Genomic DNA, 15,156 nt, shown 5'->3' with positions numbered 1-15,156 from the left:
ACGGACAATGGCGTTTCCTTCACATTCTGCCAACCGAATAGCTGTTTCGGTTCGTAGATAAAATAGATTGATAAAGTACACGGTGCCATGGAACTGTCGACCCACTTTGACGGTTCTTGAGCGAAGGAACGCATAGCAGGACAAAAAACTTTCATCGGAGTGAAATATGCAGCGAATCACCGTTCTACTACTAATCCTGATAGCGGTTGGCTTGATCCCGGCCCAGTCACCAGCCGAAAGCCCCTGGCCTATGTTTCGTCATGACCGCAAACATACGGCTCGCTCAGATTATACCGGACCGACCACGGCCGATCTCTACTGGACATTCCAGGCTCAGGATGCAGTCACCGGATCAGTGACCATTGGACACAACGGCACTCTCTACATCGGCGCCGGCGGATACTACACCGGCGGCGGCGATTCGAGCTTGTATGCTCTCAACCCCGACGGTTCGCTCAAATGGCAGTTCAAGACCGATTCCGGTAACACTGATGGACAGACCTCGGGTGTGCACTCATCCCCGGCTGTCGGAGATGACGGCACGCTGTATTTTGGTTCGCTCGATGCGCACTTGTATGCTGTTGAAGATTCCGGCACCTATGGCAAGTTGAAATGGAAAACCAACCTGGGTGATTGGCCGGTTTACGGTTCTCCGGTTATCGGCGATAACGGTGTTATCTATATCGGAGCACTTAGTTTCCGAGCTTTCGGCATTGATCTTGACGGCAATATACTCTGGTGGTATCCGCTTGGTTGGTGTGTGTTTTCTTCACCGGCGCTTCGGGATGACGGACTGGCGGTTTTCGGGTCCAAAGACCACAATATTACAGTCTTCCGGGACTCCATTCCTTTCGGCAGTATTGTCTGGCAACATCCGCTTGGAACTTTCTATGACGGTCACTTGATCGACTGCTCGCCCGCTATCGGTGACGACGGCACGGTTTATATCGGCACCGATGGATATGGCGCCGCCGGCATGGGCCAGGAACCGTTTGAGGCCGACACCAATTTCTTCGCCATAACCGCCGACGGCAATCGCAAATGGTCCTACCCCATGGGTGGATGCGAATCATCACCGGCTATAGGTTTCGATGGGACGATTTACATGGGCTCTTACGACAGTTGCGTCTACGCCCTTGTCGATATGGGCACCCATGCCGTCGAGAAATGGAAATACAAGACCGGCGGTAAGGTGGATGCCTCACCAACCGTCGATGCCGACGGCACAATCTATATCGGCTCGCGCGACGGTAACTTGTACGCGCTACGTCCGGAAGATGGTTCCGTGAAGTGGAGCTATCCCACCGGCGGCGGTATCGCATCTTCGGTTACTATCGGCGGGGACGGATACATATACGTTGGTTCCGACGACGGTAAGCTGTATGCGCTGGGTAACGGATCGCCGGACATGGGCGCTATTTCGGTTGATGTCATACCGGAAGTGGAAGTCAATTCGAGTGTTTCACCCACCGCAACGGTTCGCAACTACCGCATGACCAATCAGGCGCTTGAGGCCGTCTTTATAATCGAAGAAGATGGCTCCCCGGTCTATACCGACACGGTGAGTGTTCCCAACGCTCCGGGTAGCACCACCAAGTCCATTACGTTTGGTCCCTGGACTGTCGGGCCGGATAGCGGCACTGCCTACACGGCGACCGTGTTCACACTGCTTGCCGCTGATGAGAATCTGCCGAACGACACCGCCTTCGGGGCTTTCGAGTCGACCACCGCCCTGCCGTATATTTGTGGCGACATCAGCGGTGATGGAGCCGGTCCCGATATCTCTGACCTGGTCTACCTGGTAGACTTCATGTTCACCGGCGGACCGCCACCACCGATTTTCAATGCGGCCGACATTGATGCCTCGGGCGCGCTCGACATTTCGGATTTAGTGTACTTGGTTGACTTTATGTTTACAGGTGGCCCGCCGCCGGTTTGTAACTAAGGACACGGGGCCGGTTGGGGCCCTCCGCTGAACATAAAGTCGACCAGATAAACCAGGTCGGCGATGTCAACCGGCAGACCGCTACCGTCAATATCTGCTTCGGCCATGCACATGGGAGTAAGTCCCCCAAAGAACATCCATTCGAACAGGTGGACCAAATCTGAGATGTCGATGACCGGACCGTCGTTGTAATTCACATCACCGCGAATGGGACCTTTACAACAGACGGTTAGGTTTTTCAGCAAGCTGAAATTGCCCCCGTTAAAATTGGCCGTCAGCAAATCCATATCGTCATCAGCATCGATATCGGCAGAAAACACCGATATTGAGCCGGACCCGACGGGCAACCGAATCTCAGTCGCAAACGAGCCGCTGCCGTTGTTGAGATACAGCGATACGTCGTTCGTGTAGAAATTGGCCGCGGCCAGATCGATATCGCCATCGTTGTCGACATCGCCACTACAGATACCTCGCGGACCGGACCCGGCTGGGTAATCGACCCGGTTGCCGAAACTACCGTTGCCGTGGTTTTTCAAAACCGTAATACTGGCTCCGCCCTGGTTGGCCGTGGCGATATCGATGTCACCGTCATCGTCGATGTCGACAGCCACCAACCAGTGCGGCGATTCGCCTACCGAATAGAAAAACTGCGGCGTGAAAACTCCGTTGCCTTCGTTGAGACGAATGCCAATACTGAAACTACTTTGATTTACATCGACCAGGTCGAGATCGTCGTCGCCGTCCAGGTCCACCGCCACTACTACGATTGGGCGGAGACCCATCTGGTAATCTACGCGGCCTGAGTAGGTGCCGTCACCGTCGTTGAACAAAAGCGTTACGTCATCCGAATAAGCATTGGCCGTCATCAGGTCAAGCGCGTTGTCGCCGTTTAAGTCGGCGGCGTAAACACCGTGTGGTTTGTTGTGTACCGGATACTTGATTTGCGCACCGAAATTCCCGGAGCCGTCGTTTATGAGCACCGAAACGGTGTTGTCATCGACATTGGCCACCGCTATATCGATATGGTCGTCACCGTCAAGATCGGCGGCCATGACCGATAGTGGATTGATACCTACCGGATAGCTGGTGGGCTCATCAAACGATCCATCCCCAAGATTGAGAAAGACAGAAATGGCTGCATCGAGATCAACGGCGATGACCACGTCGTCGAAACTATCCCCGTTAAAGTCGGCCGCCCACACCGAGTGCGGTCCGTTGCCGACATCGTAGGCGGTGGCCCACTCGAACAAGGGCGCTTCGGCCGCAACAGTACCAGCCACAACAGCGAGCAGCGATGCGAACACAAGAACGCTTTTCATGATGTCCTCCTCTTGCGAAAATCCTCATTATAATCTATGTTGAACTCCATGTTTTGTCAAGAGAATCCGGGGGGGGGGGGGGTGGATTGTCCTTGACAATCGAGACAATTAACGCCATTTTTGATGTGTCAAGGCAGCGATTCTACCGATGAGAGAATATCTTACTCTCGCAACCCGAAGCGCACGGGAGACACCTATGAGACTTACAACCATTTCGATTATCCTCACCGCGGCAATGATTATGTGTCTAGTCGGGCTGAGTCAGGCTGAGACACCTACGGCTAAGGACCACGATGTTATAGTGCTCAAGAACGGCGGTGTGGCTCGCGGCAAAATCACCGAGACAGTCGAGAACGATTATATCGTGCTTGAAGTGTCGAACGGCAAGACGATCAAGATTGATTTTGAAAAAATCGCTCTTACCACCGATAACCAGGCCTTCGATCCGGCCAGCGTCCCTGCTTTCTCCGGAAGTCGCCTAACGAAGCTCAGCAACTACCACTTCATGACCCAGGTCGCCTTGTTAGCAGGCGAGCAGACCACCAACTATTCGGTCTCCGCGCAGATTGGACCGCAGGTAACAGAACACATCATGCTGGCCTGGGGACTACGATTCGACAGATATTCACGCAACATGTTGTCCGGGCGGTTTCACGTGTATGCATTCGGTGACTTGATTCCGGGTGGCGATGGTTTCAAGGAATTGCAGTTACATTTCAGTGTCGGCTATGGCCAGTTTTTGAATGATCGTGATGAGACAAAGACGAATGGTGGATCGAACGTGTCGTGTGGCATAGCGGGGCTTTTCAAACTGCGCGGACAGACAGCGCTTATGTTGGAACTTGGGTATCATCAACAGTCGCTAACCTTTCGAACAAAGCACGCCTCCACCGGTGACTTTGTAACCCTTTCGACCGGACTTCGCTTCTAACACCACTCTCCAACAGATTAGACAGACCAACCAGGAAAACGGCTCGATCGGATAGTCCGACCGAGCCGTTTATGCGACGTGAGTGTTTTTCTCTGTTACTTGACCAACGACATTTTTTTGCTCTGGGAGAACTCACCGGCCGTCAGACGGTAGAAGTAGACTCCCGAGGCGACCGATGCGCCTGAGTCATCAGTGGCATTCCACTCGACCGAATGTTCACCGGCCGACTGTTGTCCATCGACCAGCGTGGTGACTCTCCGTCCGTTGATGTTGTATATTTCAAGCGTCACCTGCTGGGCTTTCGGCAGACGGTAGCTGATAGTCGTGTTCGGGTTGAACGGATTGGGATAGTTTTGGGCCAGACTGTATGTGTCGGGCAGTTTCGGTTCATCGGATTCCTTGGCGGCAGACTCCTGATCGCTTTGGTCCTCATCGATAAGTTCCAGTTTCCGGCAAATGATGTTGGCGCCACTGCCGCAACCGGACTTGGTGAGCATATCAAGATCAAGACCCAGTTCGTTGATCTTGGCAATAGCTTCGGGGTCGTCGAGATCGAACACCTGGACGTGGCCATCCTTGTCGTTAAGGGTCATTGTATTGGCGCCGCTTGACCGGTCGATCTTGATCACACTGCCGGCACCTCCGGGGAAACAGCCGGGCGGGCAATGGATGCTGTCGGCGTGGAAGTTCTTGTGGTCACCGAATCCAACCATATCAATGGTCACATCTCCGGTGGCATCATCGACCGAACCGCACTTGCTCATGAAGACACTGAACTCTCCAGAATCATCCGACAATTCATGCAAGCGTTGAAGAACGAATTCTCTGACTTCATGATCGTCGCCGGCCTCATCGGCCGGACGAACGTGGAAGGCCATACGCTTGGCATGGCCGAACATAGTGTTCGATTCCTGGCCGGAGACCTCCTGGACATCTTCCAGTACGCAGTTACCGAGTTCATCAAAGGCGGCTCTGATCACCTGGACATCATACTCTGAATCGAGTTCCGAGATTGTCAATCGACAAGTCGCCTGGCAATCGCTGACATCGGCCACAGCATGCTGTATACCAAGTTCCTTGAGCAAAACATCGATCTTTTCTGAGTCCATAGCCAGATCGCGGTCGACACCGGCCAAAGCGACCTGATAGCCAACGGTCTGATCGAATTTGAAGGGAATAAGCGTAGCGATCAACAGCACTATCATTGCCGCCCCGAGAGTCAGGCTTAGGCGTGGTTTTCTTTTCAACTGATTAGTGAAGGCGGACATGAGAGAGTTCTCCTTTTGGCGGTATCCGGCGGAAGCTGCTTCGGCCTCGACCCGGGTACGCAATACGGACAGGGGCAGGTCGCCACTGTTATCATCAGCAGCCAGCGCCCTGAAATCCCTCTCGAGCGCGCGCTCGGAACGGGCCACCGAGGCACAGGCGGTGCAACCTCTCAGATGCTCGTTGAGTTCGAGATCGGAATTCTGATTGCTGATTAGCCCCTTGAGTTCTTTCAGTCTTTGACGGGCTTCGTGACAACGCATACCTTGTCCTTACTGTTTATGGTTCCAATTCGTCTATCCGGGTCGGCTTGGGCGAAGTACTTGGTCAGCGCGTCGCGCATTTTGCTGCGGGCGCGCGACATTCGTACTTTGATGTTGCCGGCGGTTTTGCCGGTCATCCCGGTCAGTTCCGCAACCGACCAACCCTGGATTTCAAAGAGCGTGATCAAGGCTCTGTCGGCAGGCGAGACCGCTCGAAACGCTATTTCGAGCCTCCTCTTGGCGGCCTGCATCGGCACCGGGTTTTCACCGGCCACAGTCGCCTCGATCTGATCATCTATCGGGAGCAGCCTGTGGTACCACGGACGTCTGACGCGGCTGATATACCCGTTGGTGATGATCCGGTAGAGCCAGGGTTTGAACGCTTTCGTCTCTTTGAGACTCCCAAATTTGGTCAGCGCGCTGACCAGCGAGTCCTGGTAGAGATCGTCGCCGTCCTCCCGGTTTCTCATCAGTTTGCGGCAGTAGGCCCGCGCCTTGAGGTGCTCCGGCTCTACGAGTTTCCAGAATAAGACCTTGTTTCTGTCCATCTGTCCTTTAGACGCTTTTGGGGCCGTAAAGGTAACAGATAGTTGGTTAAGGAATGTTAAAAGGCTGTCATTCCTGCGAAAGCAGGAATCCAGCTACGCCGTCTTCGTAGGGTGGGTCTGTCTTCGCCTGTGCGCCGCGGCGTGGACCCGGCCGGTCAAGCCGGCTCTCTGGCGCTACGCGCCTTGTTACTGCGCCGAAGTCTTGTAGGGTGAGTCCGTCTTCGCCTGCGCGCCGCGGCGTGGACCCGGCCGGTCAAGCCGGCTCTGTGGCGCTACGCGCCTTGTTACTGCGCCGAAGTCTTGTAGGGTGAGTCCGTCTTCGCCTGCGCGCCGCGGCGTGGACCCGGAGATTATCGGAATAAACCACTCACACGGTACTCCACCCAGAGCGCAGTGGCAGGTGGGTTATTCGACGAGATACTAAACTCGTCATGCTGGACTTGATCCAGCATCCAGTTCCGAGCGCGAAGACTGGATTCTGGCCTTCGCCAGAATGACAGAAGAGCGAGGACTCGCTACCTACAGAGTTGTTGCCAGAGCAACCAAACCGCACTACCATAGGCCAACCCAAGGAGAGCATCCATGACCGACCTGGACATCCGGCAACTTGACGGCCTCTTCAATAAACTCGGCCTCGGCAACCTGACCGCCGAACTGCAACCGGTGACCGGTGGGTTGATTCACAAGATGTGGCGCGCGGTTACCGACAAAGGTGCGTTCGCGGTCAAGCAACTCAATCCAACCATCATGGCACGACCACGCGCCCGAGGTGATATTCTCGGTGGCGAGGAGATAGCACGCGGTTTCGCCAAGCAGGGTATCCCGGTCTCGGCAGCGTTGAGTTTCGACGGTGAGACGATACTGAATGTGGGCGATGCCGAGATCATGCTGTTTGCGTGGGTGGACGGGGTCACGCTGGAAGCTGACGACGTGACAACTCAGCATTGCCTGCAGATCGGCGAACTGTTCGGACAGATGCACGAGTGCCGGCTGAGTATCGAGAAGTTCGCTCTGCCCGCGAGTCAGGCATTTGACAAAGACCACTGGACTGGCTTGATAGAGCGTTCCCAATCAACAGGGTGCGAATGGGTCGATGAAGCGCGGGCGGCGCTGTCTGAGTTGGTGCGTTTTAGCGCAGCATATTCAGAAGCGCTGCCGTTGTTGCAGTCTGACATGGTGGCCAGCCATCGGGACATGGATATCAAGAATGTCATGTGGGACCCAGATGGCAACGCGGTCATAATCGACTGGGAGGCAGCCGGTCCTGTGCACCCGATGTGGGAATTGCTCGACGCGGCTTTCAACTGGTGCGGGCAAAGTTCCGGGCAGCCTAACAAGGAGCTTTTCAAGGCGTTGATTGCAGGTTACAGGACGGTGCAACCGTTGGACACCGCAATGATCGAGCCGGTCTTTGCCGGTTGTCTGGGGGCGCGGATGGAGTGGCTGGAGTTCAACATGCAGCGCTCGATAAACGCTGATACTCCGCCCGATGAAAAGGCGATGGGAACAGAACAAGTGACCAGCACGTTGGCCGACATCATGTCGTTGGCCGCTCGCAGGATTGAGTTTGTGGAGTGGCTGCGGTCATCAGCTTAGCCATGTCAAGAGAGCGGGTTCACGCCGCGGCGCGCAGGCGAAGATGGACCCGCCCTACTACCGTCCCACTCCCACCCCAAACAAGGTTTGAGGTGGCCACCCGACGCTCGGCATGACACGAACGCGGCGTGGAGTGCGAAAGAGTGGCTTGCCACCACCCTAAACAAGGTTTGAGACGGCCACCCGACGAGGCGCGTAGCGCCAAGAAGCAGGCTTGCCTGCCAAACAAGATTAATCAAATCCGTTGCCATTTCCTCTATTCGCTCGTATGATAAATCAACGAAAAAAACGCCTTTGCGAAGGAGTAAAGAGATGAGTAATCGGATGCGTGTAGTTGTTCTTCTGACTGCCATGGCAATGCTGCTGGCCCTGCCGGCGATGGCCGCCACTAATCTCGAATCACAACAACCAAATGAGAAGCTTCACGGCTTCAGCGTGGTCAATCTGTACGAAAACGGCGCCGGTCAGGTTATGGGCGCCCGGTTTGTCTCCGACAAGTACGGCTTTATTATTGACCTGATGCAGGTCGAGTCGGTACCGCAGTCATTCATGTGGGTGAAAACTCCGCCGACCTCGTCGATGGGCGAACCGCATGCCTGCGAACACCTGCTTTTGGGCAAAGGGAACCGCGGCCGCTATGTATCCGTGCTTGAGGATATGTCGTTGGCCAACTCTACCGCCTACACGTCACAGTCTCGCACCTGCTATCATTTCAACACCTCAGCCGGTGAAGATACTTTCTATGATATTTTCGAGGCCAAACTATATGCGCTTAGACACCCGGATTTCACCGACGAAGAGATCCGCCGCGAGGTCTGCCATATCGGTGTCAATGTCGACCAGAACGACGGTTCTTTGTCAATTGACGAAAAGGGTACCGTCTACACCGAGATGATTTCGAGTTTTGAAAAGCCCTGGTATTACTACGGCGGCGCCATGAACCGACTGGTTTTCGGTGAAGACCACGCCCTCTCCAACAATTCCGGCGGCAACCCGGACGTAATGCGCGAGATGACACCAGCCGATATGCGCAGATTCCACAAAGAGACGCATCATCTGTCGCAGATGGGCGCCGTGGTGAGTATCCCCGACGATGTCTCGGTCGATGAATGCCTGCAAAACATGAACGGTATCCTGGAACGCTGTCAGGAAGAAGCCGACTCGGATATCGCTATCGGTATTTCGGCTATCAGCTACCCGCCGGTGACCTCGGCCCCGGTCGGAACCATGCAGCTTACCACCTACCCCAGCGAGAACCCCCAGGACCCCGGCTACACCATGTTTGCATGGCCCAACGATCTTGAGCTTGATGCCGGCCAGTTGTTTATTCTGGAGTTGTTTGTGGAGACTTTTTCAAGCGGACAGACATCGAATCTGTACGATCTGTTTATCAACTCACAAACCAGAAAGGTCGATGTCGGCGGCAACTATGTTTGGAGCGGTATCGACACCGATCTCGGAGTTTCGGTCTATATGGCCTTGACCGGAATAGAAAACGAGCACGTTACCGAACCGATGCTGGACAGCCTGCGTTCACTGATTATTGCCGAGATGCAGAAAGTGCATGATTTCGCCGACGGATCTGCAGAACTGGCCGACTTTAACAAGCGCGCTCGGTCGCGTCTGATTCAGAATGAGAAGCAGACCGTAAAGTACCTGAACTCGCCCCCCATGTTCGGCTTTCGCTCAGGCGCCGGTTCGGGCTGGTTGTCGCTTTTGATCGGACTGGAGCGTGAAGAAGGTTTCCGAAAGTCATTGGTATTGAAAGAACGGTATGCCGAGCTTGGTCGGTTGCTCGACTCAGGCAAAAACTTCTGGCGTGAGGAGATCGATCGCTGGAAGATGCTCACGGTGAAACCATACGCGGTAGGCGCCGCCCCGTCGGCTGAGATGCTCACCAAAGCCACCGAGACCAAAAACAAACGTCTGGCCGGATATATCGAGGAGTTCAAAAAGAAATACGGCACCGACGACGAGCAGGAAGCTATCGCTCGCTACAAGGAAGAGTTCGATGCCAACACGGCTGTTCTCGAAGCAGCCGCGGCCAACGATAAACTACCCGACTTTATCGACAATCCACCGCTGACCCTCGACGGCAAACTCAAGTATGAAACGGTAATGGTCGGGGGGAATATCCCGATGGTCGCCTCGACTTTTGAAAACATGGCCGCCTCGCGCCTCGAAATGGCTCTGCGCATGGATGTGGTGCCGGAGTCGTTGATGGTCTACCTGCCGTTTTTGACCACGGCCATGACCGGTGTCGGCGTTATCAAAGACGGAGAAGTGATTCCTTATGATGAAATGCAGGAACGTCTGCGGCGTGAAGTGCTGGGCGTTAGTGCATACTATGATCACAGTCTGGAGTCGGGCCGGATTGAGATGGTAATCTCCGGTCAGGGAAACAACCGACAAGAACTTGAGAACGCCCTCGGCTGGATGGATGCCGTACTCTACTCACCCTATTTCGCGGTGGAGAACCTGCCACGCATCATGGATGTGATCGATCAGGAACTGATTTCATACCGCAATGTCACCAAGGGTCCCGAAGAATACTGGGTCCGCTACCCGGCCAATGGTTATCGTTTCCAGGACAACCCGTTGTTTCTGTCGACCTACTGTTTCCTAACCGAAACGCATCACATGCAGCGAATGAAATGGCTGCTGACCGAGCCGGGTGATCAGAAAGACCAGGCCGATCTGTCTTATTACCTCAAAGCCCTGGCCGGTTTCAATAAGCGCAACGACCGTGAGGCCTTGACCGCACTGCTCACAGCCGTCGAGAGTTCAGAAAACGCCGAAGTGCAAGCCTCGCTTGGCCACGATCTCTCCGGTCTGTCTGAGGTGGCGGCGGATAAAGTGGTCGAAATCGCCAAATCACTCAAGGTCTGCCTCAATGAGATCCCCGACGCCAACCTGGGCGATGACTTCGCTTACCTCTGCAACGAAACTAAAGCCGACCTGATGACGCAACCACAAGTGGCTCTGGACGGCCTCAATGCCGTGCTGAAACTGATCAGAGCATCCGACAACGCTCGCTTGACCATGATTTCCAATACGGCCGACCGACAAGCTTCGCTGGCTATGATTGAACAGTTTGTGGCCAAGCTGGATTCCGATAGATCATCGGCGCGACAACAGTATGCAACTTCCATGCGCGTGCTTGAGCGTCTGAAAAGCCGCACGCCAGGTCTGGATCAGCCGCTCTATGTCGGCCTGATCCATGAGGGAACACGCAACGGCGTGTTACAATTCTCCGCTCAACATGCCAATCAGTATGACACCAGCTCCAACGCTGTTATCGATTGTCTCAGCGGTAAGCTATACTCCGGCGGTGGCGGCCACGGTATCTTCATGAAAACCTGGGCAGCCGGTCTTGCCTACAGTAACGGCTATCGTTACAGCCAGGCCACCGGGCGGATGAACTACTACGCCGAACGTTGCCCGGACGTGGCCGAGACCATGCGCTTCGTAGTAGGCGTCCTCAAAGAGGCGGAGGAAGACCCGGCTCTGCTCAATTACGCCGTGGCCCTGGTATTCGGCGCCTCACGAGCACCCTCACGCTACGAAGCGCGGGGACAGGCCATGGCCAGGGATTTGGTCGACGGCTTCCCGCCTGAAAAAGTAGCCGCCTTCCGGCAGAAAGTTCTTGATGTTAAGGACAGTGAGAACGGGTTGTACGACCAGCTTCGTGCCCGTATGGAAGCAACCTACGGTCCGGTACTGATAGGCTATGGTCCTACGCTGGCCGAAAGCAAGGACGCCAACTTCTTCCTGATCGGACCGGAACCACAGTTTACCTCGTTGGAAGAGTACATTGCTACCGTTGAGCAACCACAGACGGTGCACCGGCTCTATCCGCGCGACTTCTGGCTGACGGCTGAAACGGCTTTGTAATCGACAGTCGAGTGCTGTCGGGCGGTTGGCCTGACGGTGATTTATCACTTCATGCTGAGTGGAGTGAAAGCATGAGATCGTAGGTCAGCCCGCCGCGGCGGGTCGTGGTCCTGGCTTCTTGTCGGCTGTCAGGTCCGTAAAGGACCTGACCTACAGAACCGGCCGGACAGCGCAAGTAGGGTAGGTTTGTCTTCAATCCTGCCAACAAAGGCGGGTCCACGCCGCGGCGCGCAGGCGAAGACGGACCCACCCTACTTCTGAAAACAGTACTGCAGGACCGAATCTGGTTCTGCCGCATACCATTGACGGAACCGCTAATCCGCCGCGGCGGACGCCCTACAAGAGCTACAGGAGACCTCGCGGGGCCACACCACGCTGTTCAATAATTGGACAGGCCTGCCGATGTACGGAGTATGGTACCAGGCACCACCAAGCAGTCTAAGTCTCAGAAGACGACTCAATCGAAACCACGAAACGAGTTGTCTTGTGTCTACGAGATATCACGTCTGAAGAACGATCCCGACCGAAGCTTGAACGACTTTCTCACTCGAACTGCCAAACTCATGCCATCCGGGTGGCCCGATCCTGAGTCTACGTGCGCAAGAATCGTTTTTCAGGGACGCCAGTTTCTCTCGGCCGGTTTTCGCGAGAATACAATCTGTCGGTCGGCAGAACTTGTTGCAGGTGGTGAAGGGGTCGGTACGGTCGAGGTGTTTTGCAGCGGTAGCTATCCGGAGGATCATGAAGGTCCTTTCCCGCAAGAAGAGAGTATGCTCCTCGAAACACTGGCCAACGAGATAAGCACCTTCATTCGGTACAAGCAGGATGACCTCAAATTGCAGCTGACCAGTGGGAAACTAAGAGAAGAACAGCAACTTCTAAAAGACAAGAACACTGCCCTGAGAGAGGTGCTGGAACAAATCGAAAACGAGAAACAACATATAATCAGCCAAGTGCAGACCAATGTCGACCGGGTCGTCGGGCCGATCCTCAGAACCCTGGCCAACAAGGTCAGTCCTTCCGAACAACATTATCTGACCCTTCTGAGCAACAGCCTCAAAGATATTACCTCACCGTTTTTGTCCAATCTGGAAAACCGGTCGCGCATGTTGTCCCCACGCGAAGGGGAGATTTGTACCATGATCAGAAACGGCATGTCATCAAAAGAAATCGCCGTCACTCTGGACGTATCCCTTCACACCGTATCGAAACAGCGGCAGCGAATTCGCAAAAAGCTGGGCATCACAAGCGATCAGACCAACTTGGCCTCCTACCTGCAAACTGTTTGAGTGATAGATCACCCATAAATGGGTTCCTTGCGCTTCACGGTGATAAATCACCTTCTCGCGCTCTGCGCACCCCTACACCTCATCCTGAGCGGAGTCGAAGGATGAATCTACTGTCTTGATCTCCCGCCCCAAGCAAAACTTGAGGCGGCCACCCGCCGCGGTGATAAATCACCTTCTCGCGCTCTGCGCACCCCTCCACCTCATCCTGAGCGGAGTCGAAGGATGAATCTTAGCTAACATGACCAACTCAAAAACCGAGTTCTCCAGTTGCATCGTTTTGTCGACAAATGTATATAAGCTTTGTAGATTGAAATCCAAGCCATCGATGGAGTGAATTATTAGAAAACGACTGAACCAGACTCTGATTCTCAGCCTTCTCCTGGGATTATTGACCGCTTTCAACTTCGGTTGTCCGGGCACAGATTCCCCTCCCGCTGGGGATACTACTCCTCCGGAAATCGAGACTGTCCTGCCGACCGAGGGCAGTATCGATGTGGCGGTGAGTGAAACCATTCGGGTCATCTTCTCCGAGCCGATCGACTCCAACAAAATCACACCGGCCACTTTCGGAATAAGCCCGTCCGTGACCGGGAGTTTTGTATACAACGGCGATACGGTCTTTTACAATCCGGCCACCGGCCTGGAATATGAGACGGTGTACTCCCTGTCGATCACTACCGGTGTCACCGACCGATCCGGCAACCACCTGCAAAACAACAAAAACTGGAGTTTCACTACCGCCGGCAATCCGGCCACAACTCCGCCGTTGGTAATCTCGACCGATCCGGTCAACTCCGCTTCCAATGTCGATGCATCGGCTGAGATCAGCGCCACTTTCTCCAAGACCATGAATGCCACCACCCTCACCACAGCCTCGTTCGGTCTCAGCGGCGGCGTACCCGGAACAGTATCCTACACCGACAGCACGGCAGTCTTCACCCCCGACGATACGCTTGAGTTCAACACGCAATACACCGCCACTCTGGATACGACAGTGGCCGATACTTTCGGAAACAAACTGGCCGCCCCGTATGTCTTTAGTTTCACTACCGGCCCTGATCCGATGATACCGACCGCCTTTATCTGGACACCCTCCGACCTCATGATTATCGGTGATACTGTGACTATCGGAGTGCTGGCCGACCATCCGGTGGCGATTACGAAAGTCGAGTTTTACCTCGATGGCGTGCATGTCGCGGCCGCCGATGACAGCAGTGAGCCGTATGAGTTCTTGTGGGATGCATCTTCAGAAACCCTGGCCAGTGAGCACACATTCCATACTCGCGCCTATGAAGCGGGTGGGCGGGTCGGCTTTTCTGATACGATCACGCTGTTCTACCAATGGGAGGAACTCATCACCGATAAAAACGACCTGAACTGGCCCACCGACATACGAAGAATCTTAGCCCGCAGCAGCGATACCCTGCTTGAATTCCGATATGAGTTCTCGGAAGCATGGGGTCCCGACCCGGTCAACGATACCACTTTGGATTTGGGTATCTACTTCGACACCGACCGGAACGGTGGCACCGGCCGCACCGATTTCGACGGCACACCGCTCAATGGCCTGGGCGCAGAGTATCGGGTTATCGTCGGACTGCACGGCTTGGATGCGTTTGCGCGCTGGGACCCGACTTCCGGCCCCAGCGGCGCCTGGGTAGCGGTGTATGACCCCGGTGGCTTTTCTTATCTTAATCTGCCGGCCGACACCAACCTGTTGGAGTTCGGTCTGGCCTGGTCGGACATGTCCTCGCCGTCTGCGTTAAACATGGTCAGTATCAATCTATGGTTCTTAAGTGAGCAGAGTTTCCTGCCGGACTGGGTGCCGGACCAGGATTCGGGTTATGTGACCATCCCACGTGAAAACCGCTACATCGGTGAGGGTTACGTCGAAAGTCCGAGCGGACGTCAGTCACGCCCGAATCAAGCAGCAGCCACCCGCAAGAATCCGTTCTGATGAAGCCTAGGCCTTCTTTTTGGTACGTTGGAAATGGTACCTCGAGGCCCCGTGTGAAACACACACAAGTGCACCTGGGATGTCATTCCCGCGCAGGCGGGAATCCATGCTTCAGTTGATTGCCTGATGTTGGGTGAGTCAAATAGGA

General features: G+C 54.8%; 9 protein-coding genes. 6 read left to right on the top strand and 3 right to left on the bottom strand.

All coding sequences use genetic code 11. The annotated features are described in order from the left end of the window. Positions 1-166: 166 nt before the first annotated feature. Positions 167-1,945 carry a PQQ-binding-like beta-propeller repeat protein gene (locus tag OEV49_11410; GenBank protein MDH3891682.1) on the top strand — a complete coding sequence of 593 codons (1,779 nt, stop codon included), beginning with the start codon at positions 167-169 and terminating at the stop codon, positions 1,943-1,945. Here OEV49_11410 and OEV49_11405 read toward each other — a convergent pair. Next, positions 1,942-3,264, bottom strand: a complete 1,323-nt coding sequence (locus OEV49_11405; protein MDH3891681.1) for a VCBS repeat-containing protein — start codon at positions 3,262-3,264, stop codon at positions 1,942-1,944. The genes OEV49_11410 and OEV49_11405 overlap by 4 nt on opposite strands. Before the next feature lie 196 nt (positions 3,265-3,460). Here OEV49_11405 and OEV49_11400 point away from each other — a divergent pair, with 196 nt between their 5' ends. Continuing rightward, positions 3,461-4,195 carry a hypothetical protein gene (locus OEV49_11400; GenBank protein ID MDH3891680.1) on the top strand — a complete coding sequence of 245 codons (735 nt, stop codon included), beginning with the start codon at positions 3,461-3,463 and terminating at the stop codon, positions 4,193-4,195. Positions 4,196-4,290: 95 nt separating this feature from the next. On the opposite strand, the gene OEV49_11395 is transcribed toward OEV49_11400, so the two are convergent. Continuing rightward, on the bottom strand, positions 4,291-5,724 hold the full coding sequence (locus OEV49_11395; GenBank protein ID MDH3891679.1) for a T9SS type A sorting domain-containing protein: 1,434 nt from the start codon (positions 5,722-5,724) through the stop codon (positions 4,291-4,293). Then, the gene (locus OEV49_11390) at positions 5,694-6,272 is read right to left on the bottom strand and encodes an RNA polymerase sigma factor (protein ID MDH3891678.1); all 579 of its coding nucleotides are present in this window, start codon (positions 6,270-6,272) and stop codon (positions 5,694-5,696) included. The genes OEV49_11395 and OEV49_11390 overlap by 31 nt, the downstream gene beginning before the upstream one ends. Positions 6,273-6,854: 582 nt before the next feature. Here OEV49_11390 and OEV49_11385 point away from each other — a divergent pair. From OEV49_11385 to OEV49_11370, 4 genes are all read left to right on the top strand, one after another. After that, on the top strand, positions 6,855-7,868 hold the full coding sequence (locus tag OEV49_11385) for a phosphotransferase (GenBank protein ID MDH3891677.1): 1,014 nt from the start codon (positions 6,855-6,857) through the stop codon (positions 7,866-7,868). Positions 7,869-8,180: 312 nt separating this feature from the next. Then, positions 8,181-11,762, top strand: coding sequence for a hypothetical protein (locus OEV49_11380; protein ID MDH3891676.1), 3,582 nt, complete (start codon positions 8,181-8,183; stop codon positions 11,760-11,762). A gap of 413 nt (positions 11,763-12,175) precedes the next feature. Then, positions 12,176-13,051: a helix-turn-helix transcriptional regulator gene (locus tag OEV49_11375; GenBank protein ID MDH3891675.1), complete on the top strand. Its 876-nt coding sequence runs from the start codon at positions 12,176-12,178 to the stop codon at positions 13,049-13,051. Positions 13,052-13,439: 388 nt separating this feature from the next. After that, on the top strand, positions 13,440-15,008 hold the full coding sequence (locus OEV49_11370) for an Ig-like domain-containing protein (protein MDH3891674.1): 1,569 nt from the start codon (positions 13,440-13,442) through the stop codon (positions 15,006-15,008). The last annotated feature ends 148 nt before the right edge of the window (positions 15,009-15,156 follow it).

The sequence above is a fragment of the Candidatus Zixiibacteriota bacterium genome, assembly GCA_029860345.1.
In the GTDB taxonomy this organism is placed as follows: Bacteria; Zixibacteria; MSB-5A5; order GN15; family FEB-12; genus JAJRTA01.
This window is presented reverse-complemented; position numbering and strand designations above follow the sequence as displayed.

Coding starts and splice junctions, on each gene's coding strand:
- OEV49_11410 (MDH3891682.1), top strand. CDS start 167: ATGCAGCGAATCACCGTTCTACTACTAATCCTGATAGCGGTTGGCTTG.
- OEV49_11405 (MDH3891681.1), bottom strand. CDS start 3,264: ATGAAAAGCGTTCTTGTGTTCGCATCGCTGCTCGCTGTTGTGGCTGGT.
- OEV49_11400 (MDH3891680.1), top strand. CDS start 3,461: ATGAGACTTACAACCATTTCGATTATCCTCACCGCGGCAATGATTATG.
- OEV49_11395 (MDH3891679.1), bottom strand. CDS start 5,724: ATGCGTTGTCACGAAGCCCGTCAAAGACTGAAAGAACTCAAGGGGCTA.
- OEV49_11390 (MDH3891678.1), bottom strand. CDS start 6,272: ATGGACAGAAACAAGGTCTTATTCTGGAAACTCGTAGAGCCGGAGCAC.
- OEV49_11385 (MDH3891677.1), top strand. CDS start 6,855: ATGACCGACCTGGACATCCGGCAACTTGACGGCCTCTTCAATAAACTC.
- OEV49_11380 (MDH3891676.1), top strand. CDS start 8,181: ATGAGTAATCGGATGCGTGTAGTTGTTCTTCTGACTGCCATGGCAATG.
- OEV49_11375 (MDH3891675.1), top strand. CDS start 12,176: ATGGTACCAGGCACCACCAAGCAGTCTAAGTCTCAGAAGACGACTCAA.